Source organism: Micromonospora sp. DT201 (assembly GCF_049841575.1).
Taxonomy (GTDB): Bacteria; Actinomycetota; Actinomycetes; order Mycobacteriales; family Micromonosporaceae; genus Micromonospora.
In genome coordinates this window covers 125,244-146,627 of sequence record NZ_JBNCKP010000010.1, presented here as the reverse complement: position 1 = coordinate 146,627, position 21,384 = coordinate 125,244, and the positions used below count along the sequence as shown (strand labels likewise).

Below are 21,384 nucleotides of genomic sequence, written 5' to 3'. Positions count from 1 at the left end.
GGGGGCGCAGCTGAACCGGATCGCAGGAATGATCATCGCCGCGGGCGGGGGACGACGGATCGGTGGCCCCGAGGCGCTGCTGCACCAGGGTGAGAAGCCCCTGGTCAACCAGATGATCGACACGATGACCGAGGCGGGCTGCGAGCAGATCGTAGTCGTGCTGGGTGCCGCCGCGGATCAGGTGCGGGAGACCGCTGACCTGGGCAAGGCCACCGTAGTGATCAACAAGGCGTGGGGCACCGGGGTCGGTTCGTCGATCCGGGCTGGTCTGGCGGCCATGGGCGACGAGGGGATCGAGGCGGTGGTGGTGGTCCCGGTCGACATGCCAGGGCTGACCCCCGCGGCGGTTCGTCGAGTGGCCGCGCTGCCGTACCCGGACGTGCTGGTCTGCGCGACGTACGACGGGCTGCGCGGCTACCCGATGCTCTTCGGCCGCCGGCACTGGCCCGGCATCGCGACGCTGGCCAGCGCCGACGTGGGCGCCCGGCCCTACCTGTTGGCGCACAAGGACCAGATCGTCGACATCGCCTGCGACTCGGTGGCCGACGGCAGCCGGGTCGACACACCGGAGTTGATGGCCCTCTACGGCCTCACCGTGCCGCCGCAGCGGGTAGGCGTCTAGCCCACACCGCGGCTCACCCACGCCCGGCTCGCCCGGGGCGCCGATCTTGCAGTTTCCGTCGCCGAGATGCGTGGAATACCCCCTATGTCGGGGCCGTAAGTGCAAGATCGCGGGAGAGGGTGAGCACGCGCGGTGCTGAGCGGTATACCTCAGAGTCATATTCATACCTCTGAGGTATACCGCTCAACAGCACATCGACAGGGCAGGCAGCCAAAACGGATGGCGAGCGCCCTTCGCTGTGCCCGCAGCCCCTGGCGCGGCCTAAGTTCACCGGGGAGCCCGTCCAGCAACGGCAGGTCAGTGCGCCACTCTGGCCGCGCTCTCGTACGCTGCCGCTCGGGCGATCACCTCGGCTGTCGCACGGGATGGGTGGCCGCTGTCGAACGGCGGTTGTGGGTCGTACTCCATCATCAGCTGGATGCTCTCTGCGGTCGTCCGGTCGGTGAGGAGTTCGACGAGTCTCAGTCCCATGTCGATGCCGCTCGACACGCCGGCCGCCGTGATGATGCGGGCGTCCAGTTCTTCGACGACTCGCTGGTCCGTCGGCTCGGCGCCGAAGCGGATCAGCTCCTGCGTCACGCGGTAGTGGCTGGTGCCCCGTCGTCCCTGAAGCAGCCCGGCGGCCCCCAGCAGGAGCGAGCCGGAGCACACGGAGGTCGTGAACGTCGTCGTGTCGTGGATCCGTCTGATCCAGCCTGGCAGAGGGCCGGTGAGAGCCTGAGCGGTCCCTGGTCCTCCCGGGACGACGAGAACGTCGGCCGCTTCCACGTCTTCGAGCGCGGTCTCGGCCACCAGGGAGGCCATCCCGCAGTCGTCTCGGACGGGACCGGGGCGTTCGGCGACCAGGGCCACGTCAATGCCCGGGGTGAGGGCCAGTGGCTGGTAGACGCCGATGACGTCCAGCGCGGTGAAGCGGTCGTACAGCGGAATGATGACGTGGGTCACCAGAGGTCCTTTCGGTTCAAGGCGATGGGCAGTCGAATGCGGTCAGAGCATCGAGAAGCGTGCGCGAAACGCGCCCGGGGTCGTGCCGAGTCGTTCGCCGAAGACGCGTCGAAGTGACTCGTCGGACCCGAATCCCGACCTGGCCGCCACCGCATCGAGGGCGAGGTCGGACTGCACCAGAAGGCGTTTGGCGGTCTCCAGGCGAAGTTCGGTGAGGTAGCGCCCGACGGTGAGTCCCGTCTCACGGGCGAAGAGACGCTGGAAGTGGCGAGGTGACATGGCGAGCTGCGCGGCAAGGTCATCGACGCGGTGTGTCGCCGTCGGGTCGGCTTCGAGGGCACGCTGAACGGCGGCTACCCGCTTCTCGGTGGCGCGTTCCAACCACACCGGGCCGGAGAACTGGGCCTGCTGTCCGGGCCGATGCAGAAACATCACGAGCCAGCGGGCGATCTCCTGGGCGACTCGTGCTCCGTGGTCGGCCGCCACGACAGCCAGTGCCAGGTCGATTCCTGCCGTGACACCACCCGACGTCCATACCGGGCCGTCGTGCACGTAGAGAGCGTCGTGGTCGACGGTGAGGTCGGGAAATCGCCGACCGAGGTCCCTGGACACGGACCAGTGGGTGGCAACCCGGCGACCGCTGAGCAACCCAGCGCGTGCGCAGAGGAACGCTCCGGAACAGATCGACAACAATCGTGTGGGACGGCACTCCCGCAACCAGTCGACGAGGTCGGCGTGCCCATCCTCGGCGGCCGCCGTACGGCCGCCGGGGACGACGAGGGTGCCGGCCCGGACAGGCTCTCCGAGCGCTTCGGCCACCATGATGAGGCCGCTCTCGGACGCCACCTCGGCCTCCGCGCCCGCCAGCCTCAGGTCATACGCGGGTTGCTCACCACGTGCTGCCTGGTGCCGGTTCGCCCCTGTCAGGACCTCCCACGGCCCGGCGATGTCGAGGGACTGCACGCCCGGAAAAGCGACAACGGTGACGCGCTCAACCATGCCCTGAGCCTGCCGGCCGAGCCATCATGGCGCAATGACGCCGTACCCACGGAAAGTGACACGGCGCTGGACGCCGCAGTCGAGACGGCTGGGGGGCGGCGAGCCGCCGGGGACGGTGATTTGACCCTTGGATCACCGTTTGGGGTGATTCTGCGGACCGGTGCGTCTCATGCTGCGGGGCGGCTCGTTACCGATTCGTGACCTTTAGTGAGACAGTGCAAATGAGAGCGCGTACCAGGGTGGGCAATCGACGCCTGCTTCTGCCCTTGGTGGGAGGGGCGACCGTCGTCATGCTGGCTCTGCTGGCGACCACCTCCGAGGCTCAGCCCCGGCAACCGGTCGATCCGGTGGCCGGCACGCAGGGCTTCCTAGTCATGACCGCCGGAGACGCGCGGCTGCTCGGTGCCGAGAACGAGGGGACCATTGCAGTCGGAGGCAACCTCAGCTTCGGCAACTATCAGGTCGCCGCGAACAATGCTGGGTCTTTCGTCGTGCCGCCGGACGGTAATCCGACGGCGCTCCTGGTGGGCGGCCGGGTCGACTTCGCCGCCAGCGTCCCCGGGTCGCGGCTGCAGGTGTTGCAGAACGGCTACGTGAAGATCGGTGACCTGACCGGAACATTTGTCCGCGACACCGACAACAACGACGCAGCGGTCAACACCAGGGTCCTGCCGGCGGACGACTACGAGGCAGCACCCCGGGTCGAACTCGTAACCCGACAACCTGTGGCGAGTGTCGGGCCGTCCTCGCCGCTGGATTTTGCCAGCGCGTTCGACGGGTTCCGCGTGACCGCCACCAGTTTGGCCACCTGTCAGGGGAACGTTGTGCTGACCACCCCCGAGGGTGCGCCGTTGCCCCGGCCCGTTCCCCCGGGCAGCAACGCGGTGGTCAACCTCACCCCGGGTGTCACGAACGTGCTCAATCTGTCGGCCAGCGACCTTGCCAACATTTCGGTGCTCACCTTTGCCGACCAGCCCACAGCCGACACGCCACTGCTGGTCAACGTGGACACCAGCGACGTCGATGACGAGTTCATCTGGCGGGTGCCGAACTTCGCCGGAATCGGCGGACAGCAGGCCAGATACATCCTGTTCAACCTCCCGACTGCCACCTCGATCACGCTTACCGACGACAGTGCGACGCTGGAGGGCACGATCTACGCGCCCAACGCCGCCCTGAATGCCGCGACGAACAGCAACATCGAGGGAAGCGTCATCAGCCGGACTCTGACGCACGACGGCGGGGAGATCCACGACTTCCCGTTCTCGACGCTGCTGAACTGCTCCCAACCGACGCCGACGCCGACAGCGTCGACGCCGACGCCCACACCGACGACGCCGACGCCCACACCGTCGACGCCGACGCCAACACCGACGGGGCCGACGCCCACACCGACGGGGCCGACACCCACACCTACCGGGCCGACCTCCGCACCGACGACCCAGCCGCCGGTGAGCCCGACGGGCTACCCGACCAAGCACCCGTTGCCGGTCACCGGCACCTCGTCCTGGCCGATGCTCGGGATAGGGTCCGCCGGAGTCGGCCTCGGCGTGGGCCTGCTACTGCTGGCCCGACTGAGACTGCGACGTAACGAGAACTGACACTGGCGACGGTGGGCCCAGGACACGGTCCTGGGCCCACCAACGCCGTGGGGTCGAGTCAGTCCGGTGTCTGGTCCAGCTCGCCGGTGGCGGCGAGCCGCTGGTACCAGTGGGCGCTGTCCTTCCAGGTGCGCACCTGGGTGTCGTAGTCGACGCGGATGATCCCGAAGCGGCGGTCGTAGCCGTAGCCCCACTCGAAGTTGTCAAGCAGCGACCAGACGAAATAGCCGCGGACGTCGGCGCCCTGCGCCCGGGCGTCGGCCATCGCGCCGATGTGCCGGCGCAGGTAGTCGATCCGACGGTCGTCGTGGATCTGGCCGTCGGCCGACACGACGTCGTCGAACGCCGCACCGTTCTCGGTGATCATCATCGGCTGGCTCGGGTACGCGTGGTGCAGGCGCAGCAGCAGCTCGGTCAGGGCCGGCGGGTCGATGTTCCAACCCATCGCCGTGTACGGGCCCGGCTGCGGCAGGAAGTCGACGTTGTCCGCGGCGACCCACGGCGTGGAGGCCGAAGCACCGTGCCCGTCGGCGTCGGAGCGGGCCGACACCCCGTCCCAGGCCCGGACCAGGGTGCTCGAGTAGTAGTTCACCCCGAGCACGTCCAGCGGCACGGCGATCGCCTTCTCGTCGCCCTCGCGGACGAACGACCAGTCGGTGACGGATGCGGTGTCGGCCAGCAGGTCGGCCGGGTACGCCCCGTCCAGCATCGGGCCGAGGAACGCCCGGTTGGCCAACGCGTCGATCCGACGCACCGCGTCGGAGTCCGCGTCCGAGTCAGACGCCCCACGGATGACGTGCAGGTTCAGCGTCACCGACAGCTCGGCCGCCGGGGCCAGCTCCCGCACCACCCGGCCGGCCAGGCCGTGCGCGAGGTTGAGGTGGTGCACCGCGGCCAGTGCCGCCGCCGGCTCGGTCCGACCGGGCGCGTGCACACCCGAGGCGTAGCCCAGGTACGCCGAGCACCACGGCTCGTTGAGCGTCGTCCAGGTGTGCACCCGGTCGCCCAGGGCACCGACGATGCCCGCCGCGTACTCCTGGAAGCGCAGCGCGGTCTCCCGCACCGCCCAGCCGCCGGCGTCCTCCAACTCCTGCGGCAGGTCCCAGTGGTACATGGTGGCCACCGGGCGGACGCCCCGCTCCAGCAGACCGTCCACCAGCCGCGAATAGAAGTCGATGCCGGCCTGGTTGAACCGGCCCGAGCCACCCGGCTGCACCCGCGGCCAGGCGATGGAGAACCGGTACGCGCTGAGCCCGAGGTCGGCGATGTGCCCGAGGTCCTCAGCCCACCGGTGGTAGTGGTCGGCGGCCACGTCGCCGGTGTCGCCGTTGAGCGTCCGACCGGGGGTGTGGCTGTAGGTGTCCCAGATGGACGGTCCGCGCCCGTCCTCGGTGGCAGCGCCCTCGATCTGGTACGAGGCCGTCGCCGACCCCCAGACGAAGCTTTCCGGGAAGTGGTGTTGCGTCATCGTTCCGTCCCCTGGATCTCGCAGATGTAGCCCGTCGAGGTGCCGGCGACCAGTTCGGCGCTGGCCGTCCCAGCCTCGTAGCGCACGTCGAACTCGGCGCCCGGCCCGTCCCCGGGTGACGGTACCCGTACCCGGGTGCGCTGCCCTTCCGCCGGTGCGAACAACCGCAGCCGCACACCGTCGGCCCACTCGTAGTCCGGTCGATCGTTGCGAGAGCCGAACGGGATGACCGCGCCGGGCCGTGCCAGCACCGGCAGGCTGTCGAACCCGTGCTTCTCGGTGACCCACGCCGGGCCGGTGACCTGCGCTCCGGTGACCAGGTGCGTCCAGGTGCCAGCGGGTACGTAATAGGTGACGTCGCCGTCGGCACTGAGCACCGGAGCGACAAGCACGTCGGGGCCGAGCATGTACTGCCGGTCCAGGTGCGTCGTGGCCGGGTCGTTCGGGAACTCCAGGAACATCGGCCGCATCACCGGCGTACCGTCGCGGTGTGCCTCCTGCGCGGCGGCCGCCAGGTACGGCATCAGGCCGAGCTTGAGCTGGGTGAAGTGCCGCAGCACGTCGACGGCCTCGTCGTCGAAGGCCCACGGCACCCGGTACGAGCCGGAACCGTGCAGCCGGGAGTGCGACGAGAGCAACCCGAAGGCGACCCACCGCTTGAACACAGCCGAATCAGGGGTGCCCTCGAAGCCGCCGATGTCGTGGCTCCAGTAGCCGAAGCCGGACGCGGCCAGGGACAACCCGCCGCGCAGCGACTCGGCCATCGCGACGAAGGTCGACTCGCAGTCGCCGCCCCAGTGCACCGGGAACTGTTGCCCACCGGCGGTGGCTGAGCGGGCGAACAGCACCGCCTCGCCCTTGCCACGCTCCGTTTCCAGCAGCTCGAAGACGGCCTTGTTGTAGAGGTAGGAGTAGTAGTTGTGCATCCGCTGCGGGTCGGAGCCGTCGTGCCACACCACGTCGGTCGGGATGCGCTCACCGAAGTCGGTCTTGAAGCAGTCGACGCCCATGTCGAGCAGCGCCTTGAGCTTGCCGGTGAACCAGCGGACCGCGTCCGGGTTGGTGAAGTCGACAAGCGCCATGCCGGCCTGCCACTTGTCCCACTGCCAGACCGACCCGTCCGGGTTGCGGACCAGGTAGCCGGCCTCGCGGCCCTCCTCGAACAGGTACGAGCGCTGTGCGATGTACGGGTTGATCCAGACGCACACCTTCAGGTCACGCTCGTGCAGCCGGCGCAGCATCCCCTCCGGGTCTCCGAAGGTCGCCGGGTCCCAGACGAAGTCGACCCAGTGGAACTGACGCATCCAGAAGCAGTCGAAGTGGAACACCGACAGCGGCAGCCCACGCTCAGCCATCCCGTCGACGAACTCCGTCACCGTCTTCTCGTCGTACGAGGTGGTGAACGAGGTGGACAGCCACAGCCCGTACGACCAGGCGGGGACCCGCGCCGGCCGGCCGGTGAGCGCGGTGTAGCGGCGCAGCACGTCCTTCGGGTTGGGCCCGTCGATGACGTAGTAGGTGAGCGACTGCCCCTCGACGCTGAACTGGGTCTGCGTGACGACCTCGGAGCCGACCTCGAACGACACGTGCTCCGGGTGGTCCACGAACACCCCGTAGCCGGCGCTGCTCAGGTAGAACGGCACGTTCTTGTACGCCTGCTCGCTGGCGGTGCCGCCGTCGGCGTTCCAGATGTCGACGGTCTGCCCGTTCTTGACGAACGGGCCGAAGCGCTCACCCAACCCGTACACCGTCTCACCGACACCGAGCGCGAGCCGCTCGTGCACGTGCGGCCGGCCCTCGGCGTCGGTGACGACGCCGATGCTGCGCTCGGTGGACGCGGTGACCAGCCGGTCGCCGTGCAGGAAGTCGACCCGCCACCCGTCGACGAGCGCGACCCGCGCGGTCAGCTCACCGGTGGTCAGCGTCGCGCTGATCCCGGTGACGTCGACGGTGACCGGGTGCGTCTCGTCGGTGTTCAGCCCGAAGTGCGGCTCGCGGGGCAGCCCGCCGGTGTGGTGGGCGATGGTCACCCCGATGACGCCGGGGGCGGGGGAGAAGAACCGGACGGTGACGAGAGGCCGGTTGAGGGTGTCGCCGCGTCCGGTGATCTGACCGGTCGGCGCGAAGACGGTGAAGCCGCGATCGTCCGGCTCGACCGATTCCACGATGCCGGGGCGCAGGACGCTGACGCCGGGGCGCAGCTGCCAGTACCCGTCGGTGAACTTCACTTCTCGGCTCCTGCCGTGATGCCGCGCGCCAGGGTGCGCTGAAAGATGAGGAAGAAGAGGATCGCCGGCACGAGGCTGATCAGCGCGCCGGCGTTGGTGGTCGGAGCGTCCATCAGCCGGTCGCCCTGCAGCGACGCCAGCGCGACCGGAATGGTCTGCGTCTGGTTGTCGATCAGCATGACCAGCGGGATGAGGAACTCGTTCCAGGTCCAGATGAAGAAGAAGATGAGCAGCACCGCGAGGGTGGGCCGCAGGTTCGGGAAGACCACCCGCCACAGCACCGTCCACTTGCCGGCGCCGTCCAGCGCCGCGGCCTCGAGTAGCGAGCGCGGGAACGTGCTCATCACCGAGGCGAGCAGGTACGTGCCGAACGCGCTCTGGATCACGGTGAAGATGATGATCACCGAGAGTTGGGTGTTGTAGAGACCGACCTGCTTCGCCACGTAGTACAGCGGGTAGATCAGCGCCTCCTGCGGCAGCATGTTGGCCAGCAGGAAGAGACCGACGATCCAGAGCCGGCCACGGACCCGGCCGATGCCCAGGGCGTACGCGTTGAGCAGCGACACGGCGACGCCGAGCACGGCCACGGAGCCGGCGATGAGCGTCGAATTCCAGAGCTTGAGCGGGAAGTTCACCTCGGTCCAGTACGTCCGCAGACCCAAGGTGTAGAACTCCGTCGGCCAGCTCAGCGGGCCAGCAGACGAGTAGTCGCCGGGCGACTTGAACGCGTTGAGCAGCATGAACGCGAACGGCACCAGCATGACCAGCGCGCCGAGGACGACCAGGGCGAGCACGACCCAGCGGCTGACGCCGCGGTGGTGCCGATCGCGTACGGGCCGGCGTGGCGTCACCGGCGCGGCGGTCGGAGTGATGACGGCCATCTCAGAACCCCCGGTCCCGGCGCTCGCTGCGAGCCTGCAGCCAGATGAAGAGCACGGCCACCACAACGATGATCAGAGTCAGCACGGTGGAGATCGCGGAACCGTAGCCGACCTGCAGCTTCTTGAAGAACGTGTAGTAAGCGAAGTAGGACGGCACGTTCGTGGCGTTCTCCGGGCCGCCCCGGGTCAGGGCGAAGATCGGCCCGAACACCTTCAGTGCGGCGATGGTGCAGGTCAGGGCCACCACGAAGGTTTCCGGCCGGATCTGCGGGAGAGTGATCGCCCGGAACCGGTGGACCCAGTTCGCGCCGTCGACCTCGGCCGCCTCGTACAACTCGGGGTCGACCCGCTGCAGCGCCGCCATGAAGACGACCACCGGGTAGCCGATCTGCACCCAGATCATCACCGCCATCACGGCCGGCAGGGCAGTGTCCGGGTCGCCGAGCCAGTCGTGGCGTAGCGCGCCGAGACCGACCGCGTCGAGGAGGCTGTTGAACGCCCCGTCGGGGCGCAGGATCCAGCCCCAGACGATGCCGGCCACCACCACGGGCAGCACCTGCGGAAGGTAGAACGCGGCCCGCAACGCGGCGGCGGTGCGGGGCTTGAACCGGCGGCCGATGACGTCGAAGAGCACCGCGGCGAGCAGCAGCCCGAGCAGGGTGGGCACCACCACCATTGCGACGAGCATCCAGACGGTGTTGCGGAACGACGCCCAGAACACGTCGTCGTGCAACAACTGCTGGTAGTTGTCCAGGCCGACCCACCTGGGGTCACCGATGCCGGACCACTTGGTCAGCGACAGGTAGAGGGTGCCGATCAGCGGTGCGCCGATGACCAGGATGAAGAGCACCGCTCCGGGGAGCAGGTAGAGCCAGTACGCCGCGTTGCGGCCGCGACGTCGGCGGCTGGGCACGGGCGGGGTGGGGGTCACGGCCGGCGGTGTGGCGGCGACCGTCTCGGAGACTGCCATGGAAGATCCTTCCCGGCGGGGCGGGCGGGCGCGCCGGTCGTGCCGATCGCGCCCGCCGCTCGCCGTGTCACTTGCCGGTGATCTCCTTGACGCCATCCGCGTACGGCTTGGCGATCGAGTCGAGGACCTGGTCGGGCGACTTGGAGCCGTTGATCAGGCCCTGGAAGCCGCCCACCAGCACGTCGTAGTAGCCGGGGACCGGCCAGTCCGGGTAGAACGCGAGCCCGTCGGACTTGCTGACCGTGTTGAAGTCCTCGATCAGCTTGCGGTCCTTCGGGTCGCTGATCTTCGACGCGTCAGCGGCGACCGGAACACCACCGTTGTTGCCGATCAGGTCCTGGATCTCCGGACGCAGGGTGATGTCGATGAAGTCGTACGCCAGGCTCTTGGCCTTGCTGTTCTCCGGGACGACCCAGAGGTTGCCGGAGGAGCCGGCCTGCAGGGTGTTGCCGGGGAAGAGGAAGGTGTCCCAGTTGGCCTTCATCTCGGTCTTGAACCGGCCGTACCACCAGCTGCCCGAGACGATCATCGGAACCTTGCCGCCGATGAACGCGGTGCCCATGTCCTCGGCCTTCAGGCTGGCCGAGTCCTTGGCGACGTAGCCCTTGCGCACCCAGTCGGCGAAGGTGTCCGCGCCGTACTTCAGCGGGTCGGCCTTGAAGTCCACCGGGTTCTTGTAGAGCTGGTAGTTGTCGACGAACTGCCGGTCCGCCTTCGACAGCGCCAGCTGGTAGAAGAGCTGACCGGCCGGGTACTCGGCGCCGGCCACGCCCAGCGGGGTGATCCCCTTACCGACGAAGGTGTCCATCGCGGCGGTCATCTCGGCCATCGTGGTCGGAACCTTGACGCCGTTACGCTCGAAGAGGTCCTTGTTGTAGTAGACCGTCACGTACTCGCCGTAGTTCGGCACGCCGAACCACTTGCCCGAGCCCATCACGCCCTTGTCGCTGTAGCGGGCGGTGGTCTGCAGACTGGGGCTGAGCTTGCCGGCCCAGCCGCGCTTGTCGGCCTCGGCGCTCAGGTCGGAGAGCAGGCCCTGGGAGGAGAGCAGACCGGCGGTCGCGTTGCCCTTGTTGTACTCCATGATGTCCGGGCCCTCGGACGAGTTGATGATCATGCCAGCGTTCTGCTGGATCTGCTCGAACGCCTTGCGCTCGAAGCGCACCTCGACGCCCGGGTGCTCGGACTTGAAGATCTCGATCGCCCGGTTCCAGCCGACCCCCATGGCGCTGGTTTCGCTCTCGTAGTGCCAGAGCTTCAGGACCTTGGCATCGCTGTCGTCCCCGTTGTCACCACCGCCGCAGGCGGCCACGGTGGTCGTCGCGGTCGCCGCCAGGGCGATCGCGGCGACGAGCCGGCGGAATCGCTGCATTGCTATCCTCCTCGTTGAGTATCTAGCCGGTACTTCACGGGGCCCGTCGTCGCGTTGCCGCGCGGCGGCGGGCCGTTGTCGCTGGTCAGCCCCCGTCGCTCGACGACGGACGAGAGGTGACCAATGCCGGCCGACGTGGCGCGGCGGTCGATCCCCGGACCTCCAACGCACACGGCAGCAGTTGCTGGTGACGTTGGTCGCCAGGACCATCCAGGTGGCGCAGCAGCGCCTCGATCGCGATCCGACCGAGAGCCGAACCGGGTGACGTCATCGCGGTCAGCGCCGGGGTAGCCAACTCGGCGACCTGCGACGAGGTGACCATCGAGACGACGGAGACGTCGTCGGGCACCGACAACCCTCGACCGATCAGCTCGCCGAGGATGCCGAAGATCGCGGTCTCGTTCATGGCCAGCACGGCGGTCAGCTCCGGAGCCTGCGTGAGCGCGGCGGCCAGGGCCGCCCGCCCGCCAGCGGCGCTGTCCTCGGCCGCGATCATCACCGGGTCCAGGCCGTGCCCGGTCATCGCCGCGACAAAAGCGTCACGGGTACGCAACGCGGGCCCGTAACCGCTGGCCAGCGTGGCGGCCGAGTGGTTGACGTAGACGATCTGCCGGTGCCCGAGGCCGACCAGGTGCGCGACGGCCTCCCGGACGGTCTGGTCAAAGTCGATGTCGACGTAGGAGAGCGTGCTGGTGTCACCGGTGCGGCCGATCAGCACCAGCGGCACGCCGGCCTCCTGCAGAACGGTGACCCGTTCGTCGGCCAGCTGAACCTCCATCAGCACGACGCCGTCGAGCATCCGCTGGCTGGCCAGCCGACGCAGGTCGTCGAGGTCGCCGCCGCCGACCGGCGAGAGCACCAGGTGGTAGCCGGCGGCGCTGGCAGCGGCGGCGGCACCGGTGACGAAGGCGGTCTCGGTGGCGCCGAGGCCGCGCTCGTCCATCGGCATCAGCAGACCGAGGATTCGGCTGCGCCGGCTGGCGAGGCCACGGGCCATCGCATTGGGCTGGTAGTCGAGCTCGGCCATCGCGGCGAGCACCTTGTTCCGGGTGGCCTGCGAGATCGGCCGGGTGCCGGTAAGCACGTACGAGACGGTGCTGACCGAGACCTGCGCGAGGCGGGCGACGTCGTGCATGGTGGCCACCGCGCACCTCCTCCGGCCTGGCCTGGGATCGCTCCCGCATGATCGTCGAAACGCTTCGACGAAGCGGTTCGACAGACGCTAGGCCACCTGTTACGGCGACGTCAATAGGTGATGTCGAAAAGAAGTCCGGCCCGCTGCGGGGGTCGTTTCGGGCTTGCTGGCCCGAACTGCCCCTGCTCCGCGATCTTGCACTTCCTGTCCTGACACAAGGGGCATTCCACCCATGTCGACAACCACAACTGCAAGATCGACGCGATCCCCCGCTCGACACGCCCTGATCAACCTGGAGTCCCTTATCCAGCGCGGGGTGGAGCAGTCAGGGCAGGTCGAACAGGGCGGCGGCGCTGTCCCAGCAGACCGCGCGCAGCCAGTCGTCGCCCAGGTCCAGTTGGGCCAACCCGGTCAGTTGATCGGCGTACGGGTACGGGATGTTCGGGAAGTCGCTGCCCAGCAGGATCTTGCCGGCCAGCCCCAACTCGCGCAGCCGGGGCAACTCGTCGGTGGGGAAGGGGACCAACCGGTTGAGGAACGGCGTGAACGCCATGGTGGTGTCCAGCCGGACCCGCTCGTACGCCTCTGCCAGGTCCAGGAAGGCGCTGTAGTCCGGAGCGCCGAGGTGCGCCACCACCGCGGTCAGCCGAGGGTGGCGGGCGAGGAGGGCGGCGAACGGGCCCGGCCCGGTGTGCGCGGTACCCACCGGGGCGTGCCCGGCGTGCACCACCACCGGCACACCCGTTTCGGCCAGCATCCCCCAGACCCGGTCCAACATCTCGTCGGTCGGTGCGAAGCCGCCGACCTGCAGGTGCACCTTGAACAGCCGGGCGCCGCCCGCGAGCGCCGCTTCGACGTACCCGGGGGCGTCCGGCTCGGGGAAGAACGTGGCCGAGGGCAGACAACCGGGGGTGTTGCGGGCGAACTCCAGTGTCCAGCGGTTGAGTTCCGCGGCCATGCCCGGCCGGTGTGCGTACGCCAACGCGCTGAAGGCGCGCACGCCGAGCCGATGCAGGTGCGCGACCCGGTCGGCGTCGCTCCACCGGTAGCGGATCGGCCACTCGGTGCCGACCAGTGGCCCGGCGGCGTCGAAGTACGCCCACACCCGGCGCAGCAGGCGCGGCGGCAGGAAGTGCACGTGGACGTCGGCTAGACCTGGCAGCCCCAGCGAACGCCAGAACTCCGGCACCCGCGCATCCGCGGCTGGCGGTGGCTCTGGCGCCGCGTCTGTCATATGTCGATGTCGAACCGGCTCAGCACCGAGGGCGCGATCAGGCCGATGGTCGCGAGCACCGAGACGACGGTCAGGGCGATGCGCATCCCGACCACCTCGGCCTTGCTGCCGACTCGCAGGGCGATGCGGTTCGGCAGACCGATCATCATCCACATGCGCCGCTTGATCGGGATCGGCCACAGGATCGGCACGCCAGCTCGGGTGATCATGTCGCCGAGGATGTGCACGAAACAGCCCACCCCCAGGGCGGTGCCGATCAGGGGATAGCCGCGCCCGCCAGGGAGGTTGACGAAGGTGAACCAGGCCGCTCCGGCCGACGCGAGGGTCACGATCACCCAGCCGGCGCGTTCCGCCCAATCGTCGAACAGGCCGCGCATGGCGAGGCCGAACATGAAGAACAGGATGGTGATCACCGCCCACTTGCCGTACGCGGCGCAGAGCGCGGTGGTGCCCCAGCCGACCAGCACGGTGAACGGCAGCGTGTGGGTCAGCGTCCGGTGCCCGTTGTTGCGGCGGGGGTCCTTGCTGAGCTTCGTGGCGTAGTAGACCCCGAGTGAGACCTTCTCCATCACCTCGGCGGCGAAGAGCGAGAAGACCCCGAAGGTGCGGGCCACGGTGGCCCCACCCTGGTTCTTGGTCACCTTGCCCGACATGTCGAGGTCGGGAAAGAGCGCACCACCGGCGCACACCGCGGTGCCCACGGCCAACGCGAGCGGCGACTGGTGGTAGTCGGCAAACTGGTCCAGTGCCCAGGACCCGGCCAACCACACCGCCGCGCCAGACAGCGCGTGCTGCGGTCCCATCATTTCGGCTCACCCTCCCCAGGGATCTTGAGCGCCCAAAGCTACGCCACTGTAGTCAGCACCGGCGCCGCAGGGGCATCACCCGGATGGTCCACAACGGACAGCGTCACAGGGTGGGGGTGAAGCTCTGCCGGATCATCGGCAAGTATGCCGCGTTGACCTGCCAGTCGAACTCTTTTGTCAACCACGAGACGGTGTAGGAACGTTCGGCCGACGTGTTGGCCAGCATCCGGAAACTGTGCACCTGATCGCCGGCGGCGTTCTCCCAGCCGCACTCCCAGACCGCGCCACCCTCGAAGATGTCCATCGCTGAGATGTCCACCTTGCGGTAGCCGGTCAGTAGCGCGTCGCCGGTGGTGAGTCGCGCCTCCTCGGCCTGCCAGTACGCCACCGGGTCGGGCCGGGCGGGCCCCGCCTCGACACTGAGCCCCCGGGCGCCATCGGGCTCCCGGAAGCAGGTCACCGCCCCCTCGGTCCAGTGCGCCCAGCCCACCGGCACGGCGATCCGAAACCCGGCCGGGTCGTCGTGCCAGGTCCAGCCCTCACGCAGCTCGTATCGCGCGTCGGCCGGCCGGGGCACCGATGCCACCGGTGCGGCCGTCGATGGCGGTGGTGGTGGCGTCGCGCAGGCGAAGGCGGCCGGTCGGGGGGTCGCGATGCCGCCGCCGGAACCGGACGGTGGTTTCCGCTCATTGTCGCGGTCGACCAGCGTCAACGTGACACCTGTGGCGACGAGCAGGGCGGTGGCCGCCGCACCCAGGGCGATCAGGCGCTGGCGCCGCCTGCGGAGGCGGCTCGTTGGCCGTACCGTCGGCGTCGCCGGGGCATCGGACGGGTCCACCGGGTCGACCTGGTCCGCTGGGCCTACCGGGGCTATCGGGTCGGGCACGACGACCCGGCCCGCGCTGCGTACGGCGGCCACCGCCGAGGACCGGGCCGGCCCGACGGGCTGGTCGTGGTCCGCCGCGGCACTGCGCAGCAGCGGCTCCACCTCGGTGGCGGTCAACCGCCGCCAGGGGTCGCGCTGCAGCAGGCCGGTGAGCGCGGGACGTAGGGGACCAGCGCGGCGCATCTTGTCGGGTGGTTCGGTGGCCAGTGCGCTCAGCGTCGCCATCGCGCTCGACCGCGCGTACGGCGACTGCCCCTCGACCGTCGCATAGAGCGTCGCGCCCAACGACCACATGTCGGTACGCGGATCGGACACCCCTTCGCGGGCCCGCTCCGGCGCGACGAATTGCGGCGAACCGAGCACCGTGCCCGGCCCGGTCATCGCACCCTCGCCGCCATCGAAGGTAGCCAGTCCGAAGTCGGTGAGCACCACCCGCCCGTCGTCGGCCACCAGCACGTTGTGCGGTTTCACGTCGCGGTGCAGCACCCCGGCGGCGTGCGCGGCCCGCAATGCGGCGAGCACCGCCAGCCCGATCCGGGCGGTGCGCTGTGGGCTCAGTGGCCCCTCGGCGCTGATGATCTGCTGCACCGAGCGGGACGCCACGTACTCCATCACGATCCAGGGGTTCTCCCGGTCGTGCACCACGTCGTAGATGCGGACCACGTTGGGGTGGTTGAGCCGGGCAGCGGTGCGTGCCTCGCGCAACGTGCGCAGCCGCAACTCCTCGCGCTCGGCCTCGGCCAGCCAGGACGGCGGCACGATCTCCTTCACCGCGACGTCGCGGTGAAGCATCTCGTCGCGAGCAAGCCACACCCGGCCCATCCCGCCGGTGCCGACCAGGTCGAGCAGCCGGTACCGACCCGCGATCAGCAACTGCTGCACGGTCGCTTCCCCTCGGTCACCCCGGGTTACACGATAGCCACCGACGTCAGCATTCTCATCCACTGGGCGGCCTAGATCCACGCCGGACGGTGGTTTGGATCATGGCCGTACGGTGCAGGTCAGTGGGGTGGTTGGAAACTGTCTCGCACCTTCGCCCAATCTGCGCCGGCCATCGCCCAGTCCTCGTCGCGGGTGATCCAGCCCAGCGTCCAGCCAACGGCCCCGACGGTGTGCTGCCGGGCGTGCAGCCAGGGCCCCTCCGGTGCCCTCCAGCGGCACTCCCACTCCGCACCACCGTCGTTCGCGGCGAGCAGGACCTCGTCGTACCCCGGTAGTGCCCCGGCCCCGGCCGCCGCGTCGCGGGCGGCTCGTAGCCGGGCCAGAGGGTCGGCCGCGCCGTCCTTGTCGACGCTGAAGGCCCGGCCGGTCGCCGGGTCCTGGAAGCAGGCGACCGTGCCGTCGCGTGAGTATCGCCAGGTCGCCGGAACGGAGACCCGGAAGCCGGTGGTGTCGGTGTGCCAGACCCAGCCGGGTGGCGGGCGGAATTTTCCGCCGGGGACCGGCGCGCCGGCCACCACCGGCGCACCGATGACGTCCGGGCGAACGCAGGGAAACGGTGGCGGGGGCACTGCGGGCCCGCCCGGCGGGGGGCGGTCGGGGCCGGGACCGAACGGGCCATCCGGGCCGCCTCCGTCTGGCGGCGGGCCGTACGGCGGCGGCGCGGCGGTGCCGGTGGCGGTGCCGGTGGGCTTGTCGCCGGTGCCGGTGGGTTCATCGGCGGTGACGGCCAGGGCGGTGCCCACGCCGGCCGCGGCGGCCACCAGTAGCGCCACGGCGACCAGCGCGGCCCGCCGTGCCGGGCGCGGTCCGTTCGGCCGGGGGAGCGCCGGAGCCTGGTTACCCGGGTCGGCGGCCTGGCCGGGCTCGGGCAGCGGAACGGTGGGGTCCTGATCGGCCAGGTCCTCGGCCACAGTGCTCCGGTCGCCCGCCGTTGGGGCGAGGTGGTCGGTCGACGGCGGTGGGTCGATGCGGCCGGTCGCGGCCGTCGTGAGCAACCGGCGGGCCGTTTCGTGGTCGAGGCGGTGGCGTGGGTCTCGACGCAGCAGCCCGGCGAGCACCGGCGCGAGCGGCCCGGCGTGCGGGGCCGGGTCCGGTGGCCCGGCCGCCAGTGCGGTCAGGGTGGCCATCGCGGTGCTGCGGGCGTACGGGGAGCGGCCCTCCACAGCGGCGTGCAGGGTTGCCCCGAGCGACCACAGGTCGGCGGCCACCGAGGAGACCCCCTCGGCGGCCCGCTCCGGGGCGACGTACTGCGGGGAGCCGAAGACCATGCCGGGGCGGGTCATCACGCCGTCGCCGCCGTCGAAGGTTGCCAGCCCGAAGTCGGTGAGCATCACCCGCCCGTCGTGCGCCACGAGCACGTTCTGCGGTTTGATGTCGCGGTGCAGCACCCCGGCGGTGTGCGCGGCCTGCAGCGCGTCGAGCACGGCCAGACCGATCCGGGCCGCGTGGGCCGGCTCCAGTGGCCCTTCGGCGTCTACCAGGTCCTGCAGGGTGCGCGACGGGACGTACTCCATCACGATCCACGGGCTGCCCTCGACCGGGATGACGTCGTAGAGCCGGACCACGGCGGGATGGTTGAGCCGGGCCGCGGCGCGCGCCTCCCGCAGGGTGCGCGAGCGCAGCTCGTCCCGTTCGCGATCGGCCAACCAGCTCGGCGGCACGATCTCCTTCACCGCCACCTCGCGGTGCAGCATCTCGTCGCGGGCCCGCCACACCCGACCCATGCCCCCGCGACCCACCAGGTCGAGCAGCCGGTACCGACCAGCGATCAGCACCTGTGCACGCTCCTCCTCAACCGCTGTCCGGGCTACACCCTAACCAGCGGATCGGAAGTCACCTATCGGTCGCCCGACTCAGCTCAGCAGGCGGCGTGCTCGGCGCGGGCCAGCAGATTGCCCTCCGGGATGGCGATCCGGGCACGTCCGCCAGCCAGCCGAGCGGCGGCACGCCGGGCCTGCAGCGGGCCGTGTTCCCGACGGGCAGCGGTGTAGCTGGCAGCGGTGCGGGCCGCGATGCTGGCCCATCCGTACTGCTCGCCGACCATGGTGCGGGCCCGGCGGGCCACCCTTCGGGCGAAGACCTCGTCGCCGAGCAGTTGACCGACCGCGCCGGCGAGTGCGTCCGGGTCGCTGTGTGGGAACGTCACGCCGGTCACGCCGGACTCGACGATCTCGGCGAGGCCGCCGGTGCGGGCCACGGCGAGGGGCGCCCCGGCGGCAGCCGCCTCCAGCGCCACCATGCCGAACGGCTCGTAGAGGCTGGGCACCACTGTCGCGTCGGTGGCGCCGAGCATCGCCGGCAGTTGGGTGGAATCGAGGAAGCCGGTGAACCGGACGGTCGAGCAGAGCGCCAGCCGCCGGGCCTGGGCCTCCAACTCGGTGCGGTACGGGCCGTCGCCGGCGATCACCACGCGTAGCCCCGGGTGCTGCTCGCGCAGCTGTGGCACCGCGTGCACCAGGTGCTGGACGCCCTTCTCGTAGACAAGTCGGCCGGCGTACCCGACCAACGGGCCGTCCCCGGCGAACCGTGCTCGGGCCGATGCGACCGCTCGTGGACGGGCCCGCCAGGCCCGGCCGTCGACCCCGTTGGGCACCACGTCGACCTGGGCGGCCGGTACGTCGAACAGGGCGGTCACCTGCTCGCGCATGTAGCCGGAGCAGGCGATCACCCGGACCGAGGAGTTGCTGAGCCAGTGCTCGACGCCGTGGATGGTCCGGTTCATCTCCTCGGGCAACCAGCCCTGGTGCCGCCCCGCCTCGGTCGCGTGCATGGTGGTGACCAGGGGCAGGTCTAGGTGCTCGGCCAGCGTGATCGCGGTGTGGGCGACGAGCCAGTCGTGGGCGTGGATGACGTCGTAGGTGCCGGCTTCGGTGGCGCGTAGGGCGGTGCGGGTGAGGGTGTGGTTGAAGGCCATGGTCCAGGCGAGCAGGGAGCTGGTGGCGAGGGGGAAGGTGACGGGGTCTTCGGGGGCGCGCAGGATGCGGACGCCGTCGGCGTATTCCTCAAGGGGTGCGCCGTCGCTGTGCCGGGTGACGACTGTGACCTCGTGGCCGGCGGCGGCGAGGGCGACGGAGAGGGCGTGCACGTGTCGGCCGAGGCCGCCGACGAGCACCGGCGGGTACTCCCAGGAGAGCATCAGCACCCGCAGTTGCCGGGCGGGGTGGATGTCGATCACGTGGGCATCGGGTGACATGCGGGCCCCCTTTGAGTTGTCCCCGGGCGCGCGCCGACCGACACCGGAAGTCGATGTCGCCGTCGCGTCTGGATCGGGGCCAATCCTGCCGGCATCGCGATAACCAGCGGCGACACCACCGTTGCGGTCGTGTAAAGCGCTACTGACCCTTTCGGCGCACCCGCAGCAGCTCGGCCACCGACCACGCCTGGAATGGGCAGCCGGTCGCGGTGTGCGGCGCGAGGCCGTCGGCCGTTTCGCTTACCGAGCCTAGCCCATATTCGGTCAAATGGGCCTCAATACCGACGAAAACGTCATCGACTGATATCTTTCCCCGGCGCGCGGCGTCGACGTACGGGCCGAGCAGCCACGGCCAGACCGTGCCCTGGTGGTAGCCGCCGTCCCGGTCGGCCGGGCCACCCCGGTGCCGGCCCACGAACTCCGGCGCGTCTGGGGCGAGGCTGCGCGGCCCGAGCGGGGTGAACAGCCCGCCGGAGATGCGGCGAAGCGTCGCCTCGTCCGGCTCCATCGGTGCGAACGGCAGCGACCAGGCCAGCAGCTGGTTGGGGCGCAGCGCGTCGTCGTCGTGCAGGGCGGCCCCACCCAGGGGGTACGCCGGCGCGGGCGCGTCCAGCACGTCGTGCAGCCAGCCGGTCGGTGCCGGGAACCGCTCCCGGAACGAGGCGGTGGCCGTCCTGTGCCGTCGCCACAGCTCGGCCGCGTCCTGCCCGGCCAGCTCGGTCAACTCGGCGAGCCCGGCCAGCCCGTTGATCCACAACGCGTTGACCTCGACCGGCTTGCCGGTACGCGGGGTGACCGGTACGCCGTACACCCGGGCGTCCATCCAGGTCAGCGCGGTGCCGGGGGCGCCCTGGGTGAGCAGCCCGTCGGCCTCATCGACGCGGATCCCGTACCGGGTGCCCGCCACATGGGCGTCGATCACGGCACGTAGTGCGGGCAGCAGCTCGTCGCCGAGATCGGTGTCACCGGTGACGGTGACGTGCCGGCTCACCGCGTGCAGGAACCACAGCGTGCCGTCGACGGTGTTGTACTCCACCCGACCGGTGTCGGCCGTGTTGGCCAGCATCCCCTCGGACAGCGTCGCCGCGTACGACCGCAGCAACGACCTTCCCAGGTCGGCCCGACCGGTGCAGAGGAACAACCCCTCGTAGGAGATCATCGTGTCCCGGGACCAGGCCCCGAACCACGGGTAGCCGGCGACCACGTCCGCTGCGGCGTCGTTGGTGCGCACCACGAACGCGTCGGCGGCCAGCACCAGGGTGGCCTCCACGTCGTCGGCCGGCTTCGCCGTCGCCACCACGTGCCGGTTGCGCCGACGGGCCGCCGCCACGATGCCCTCCGCCGGCCCTGGTTCCAGGTCGAGCGGAGCGGCCCAGGCCCGCACCGACACCGTGTCGCCGGGGCGTTCCAACTCGCCGGCGAAGCGTCCCGCGTACCAGAGATCCTCGTCCGGCTGCAGACCCCGGTTGGCCTCCTCGCGGTGGTGTACGCCCAGCCACCACTGCCCCTCGGGCGTCCAGCCCGGGCCGGCCAGCCGGTACGCACCCTCGACCACCGCGCCGTCGGCCACCGCCTCGACCTGCGGGATCGGGCCGTCGGCACGCCGCTCGCCGTGCGCGTCGCGCCAGGTGCAGGCGGCGGAGAGGTCCAGCCGGACGGGCCCGCCGGCGACCAGCCGGTGCACCACCGCCACGCAGGAGCGGCCGGGCAACATGGCCACCTCCCGCTCGATCACCACCGCGCCGATCCGCCACCGCCACCGGGGCAGCCCGTCGACCAGGTCGAACCGCTCCAACAGCTCGAAGCCGCGCGGGTCCACGTCGCCGGAGGACCACTCGTGCGCGCCGAGCCGCACCCGGGCACCAGACGGCAGGGTGACCGTCGGGTCCAGACTGACCAATCCCACCTGACGGGACGCCGGGGTTTCGCCCGGGACCACCAACAAACCGTGGTAACGACGCGTTCGCAGCCCGCCGACCGTGCCCATCGCATAGCCGCCGAGGCCGTCGGGGACCAGCCACTCCCGGCTAGCCGCACTGGTCAGATCGCCGAGGACCTGCGGGCCGAAGTGAATGTCAATCAACTTTCCTCCACCGGCAGCG

Annotated in this window: 16 protein-coding genes; 2 read left to right on the top strand and 14 right to left on the bottom strand. The window is 70.2% G+C overall.

Annotation, left to right across the window (positions count from 1 at the left end; translation table 11 throughout):
• Positions 1-28 precede the first annotated feature (28 nt).
• On the top strand, positions 29-622 hold the full coding sequence (locus tag ACLQ28_RS18615) for a nucleotidyltransferase family protein (protein WP_425687602.1): 594 nt from the start codon (positions 29-31) through the stop codon (positions 620-622).
• Between the two features lie 297 nt (positions 623-919).
• Here ACLQ28_RS18615 and ACLQ28_RS18610 read toward each other — a convergent pair whose 3' ends face one another.
• Together ACLQ28_RS18610 and ACLQ28_RS18605 are read right to left on the bottom strand one after the other, a co-directional pair.
• Positions 920-1,567: a DJ-1/PfpI family protein gene (locus ACLQ28_RS18610; protein WP_425687537.1), complete on the bottom strand. Its 648-nt coding sequence runs from the start codon at positions 1,565-1,567 to the stop codon at positions 920-922.
• A gap of 42 nt (positions 1,568-1,609) precedes the next feature.
• A complete protein-coding gene (locus ACLQ28_RS18605) occupies positions 1,610-2,566 on the bottom strand; it encodes a GlxA family transcriptional regulator (protein ID WP_425687536.1) in 957 nt (318 codons plus the stop codon).
• Positions 2,567-2,856: 290 nt separating this feature from the next.
• Between ACLQ28_RS18605 and ACLQ28_RS18600 the strand changes: the two genes are divergently transcribed.
• Positions 2,857-4,167 carry a collagen-binding domain-containing protein gene (locus ACLQ28_RS18600; RefSeq protein ID WP_425687535.1) on the top strand — a complete coding sequence of 437 codons (1,311 nt, stop codon included), beginning with the start codon at positions 2,857-2,859 and terminating at the stop codon, positions 4,165-4,167.
• 58 nt (positions 4,168-4,225) lie between these two features.
• On the opposite strand, the gene ACLQ28_RS18595 is transcribed toward ACLQ28_RS18600, so the two are convergent.
• The 12 genes from ACLQ28_RS18595 to ACLQ28_RS18540 form a co-directional block, all read right to left on the bottom strand.
• Positions 4,226-5,635, bottom strand: a complete 1,410-nt coding sequence (locus ACLQ28_RS18595; RefSeq protein WP_425687534.1) for a GH1 family beta-glucosidase — start codon at positions 5,633-5,635, stop codon at positions 4,226-4,228.
• Positions 5,632-7,863: an alpha-xylosidase gene (yicI, locus tag ACLQ28_RS18590; protein WP_425687533.1), complete on the bottom strand. Its 2,232-nt coding sequence runs from the start codon at positions 7,861-7,863 to the stop codon at positions 5,632-5,634. Before yicI ends, ACLQ28_RS18595 begins: the two co-directional genes overlap by 4 nt.
• Positions 7,860-8,744, bottom strand: coding sequence for a carbohydrate ABC transporter permease (locus ACLQ28_RS18585; RefSeq protein ID WP_425687532.1), 885 nt, complete (start codon positions 8,742-8,744; stop codon positions 7,860-7,862). The genes yicI and ACLQ28_RS18585 overlap by 4 nt, the downstream gene beginning before the upstream one ends.
• Position 8,745: 1 nt before the next feature.
• The gene (locus ACLQ28_RS18580) at positions 8,746-9,714 is read right to left on the bottom strand and encodes a carbohydrate ABC transporter permease (RefSeq protein WP_425687531.1); all 969 of its coding nucleotides are present in this window, start codon (positions 9,712-9,714) and stop codon (positions 8,746-8,748) included.
• Between the two features lie 67 nt (positions 9,715-9,781).
• The gene (locus ACLQ28_RS18575) at positions 9,782-11,086 is read right to left on the bottom strand and encodes an ABC transporter substrate-binding protein (protein WP_425687530.1); all 1,305 of its coding nucleotides are present in this window, start codon (positions 11,084-11,086) and stop codon (positions 9,782-9,784) included.
• 85 nt (positions 11,087-11,171) lie between these two features.
• Positions 11,172-12,221, bottom strand: coding sequence for a LacI family DNA-binding transcriptional regulator (locus tag ACLQ28_RS18570; protein ID WP_425687601.1), 1,050 nt, complete (start codon positions 12,219-12,221; stop codon positions 11,172-11,174).
• 325 nt (positions 12,222-12,546) lie between these two features.
• Positions 12,547-13,455 (bottom strand): amidohydrolase family protein, encoded by a 909-nt coding sequence (locus ACLQ28_RS18565; RefSeq protein ID WP_425687529.1) that lies wholly within the window; start codon positions 13,453-13,455, stop codon positions 12,547-12,549.
• Positions 13,452-14,261, bottom strand: coding sequence for a metal-dependent hydrolase (locus ACLQ28_RS18560; RefSeq protein WP_425687528.1), 810 nt, complete (start codon positions 14,259-14,261; stop codon positions 13,452-13,454). The genes ACLQ28_RS18565 and ACLQ28_RS18560 overlap by 4 nt, the downstream gene beginning before the upstream one ends.
• Positions 14,262-14,364: 103 nt before the next feature.
• Positions 14,365-16,029 (bottom strand): serine/threonine-protein kinase, encoded by a 1,665-nt coding sequence (locus tag ACLQ28_RS18555; RefSeq protein WP_425687527.1) that lies wholly within the window; start codon positions 16,027-16,029, stop codon positions 14,365-14,367.
• A 119-nt stretch (positions 16,030-16,148) separates the two neighbouring features.
• On the bottom strand, positions 16,149-17,864 hold the full coding sequence (locus ACLQ28_RS18550) for a serine/threonine-protein kinase (protein ID WP_425687526.1): 1,716 nt from the start codon (positions 17,862-17,864) through the stop codon (positions 16,149-16,151).
• Between the two features lie 83 nt (positions 17,865-17,947).
• Entirely contained in the window at positions 17,948-19,282 is a 1,335-nt protein-coding gene (locus ACLQ28_RS18545; protein ID WP_425687525.1) for a glycosyltransferase family 4 protein, read from the bottom strand.
• Between the two features lie 139 nt (positions 19,283-19,421).
• Positions 19,422-21,365, bottom strand: a complete 1,944-nt coding sequence (locus tag ACLQ28_RS18540) for an amylo-alpha-1,6-glucosidase (RefSeq protein ID WP_425687524.1) — start codon at positions 21,363-21,365, stop codon at positions 19,422-19,424.
• Positions 21,366-21,384: the final 19 nt, after the last annotated feature.

What these genes read in the sequence shown, in the direction of transcription:
- ACLQ28_RS18615 (WP_425687602.1), top strand. Translation starts at nt 29, where the DNA reads ATGATCATCGCCGCGGGCGGGGGACGACGGATCGGTGGCCCCGAGGCG.
- ACLQ28_RS18605 (WP_425687536.1), bottom strand. Translation starts at nt 2,566, where the DNA reads ATGGTTGAGCGCGTCACCGTTGTCGCTTTTCCGGGCGTGCAGTCCCTC.
- ACLQ28_RS18600 (WP_425687535.1), top strand. Translation starts at nt 2,857, where the DNA reads ATGCTGGCTCTGCTGGCGACCACCTCCGAGGCTCAGCCCCGGCAACCG.
- ACLQ28_RS18595 (WP_425687534.1), bottom strand. Translation starts at nt 5,635, where the DNA reads ATGACGCAACACCACTTCCCGGAAAGCTTCGTCTGGGGGTCGGCGACG.
- ACLQ28_RS18585 (WP_425687532.1), bottom strand. Translation starts at nt 8,744, where the DNA reads ATGGCCGTCATCACTCCGACCGCCGCGCCGGTGACGCCACGCCGGCCC.
- ACLQ28_RS18580 (WP_425687531.1), bottom strand. Translation starts at nt 9,714, where the DNA reads ATGGCAGTCTCCGAGACGGTCGCCGCCACACCGCCGGCCGTGACCCCC.
- ACLQ28_RS18575 (WP_425687530.1), bottom strand. Translation starts at nt 11,086, where the DNA reads ATGCAGCGATTCCGCCGGCTCGTCGCCGCGATCGCCCTGGCGGCGACC.
- ACLQ28_RS18570 (WP_425687601.1), bottom strand. Translation starts at nt 12,221, where the DNA reads ATGCACGACGTCGCCCGCCTCGCGCAGGTCTCGGTCAGCACCGTCTCG.
- ACLQ28_RS18565 (WP_425687529.1), bottom strand. Translation starts at nt 13,455, where the DNA reads ATGACAGACGCGGCGCCAGAGCCACCGCCAGCCGCGGATGCGCGGGTG.
- ACLQ28_RS18560 (WP_425687528.1), bottom strand. Translation starts at nt 14,261, where the DNA reads ATGATGGGACCGCAGCACGCGCTGTCTGGCGCGGCGGTGTGGTTGGCC.
- ACLQ28_RS18545 (WP_425687525.1), bottom strand. Translation starts at nt 19,282, where the DNA reads ATGTCACCCGATGCCCACGTGATCGACATCCACCCCGCCCGGCAACTG.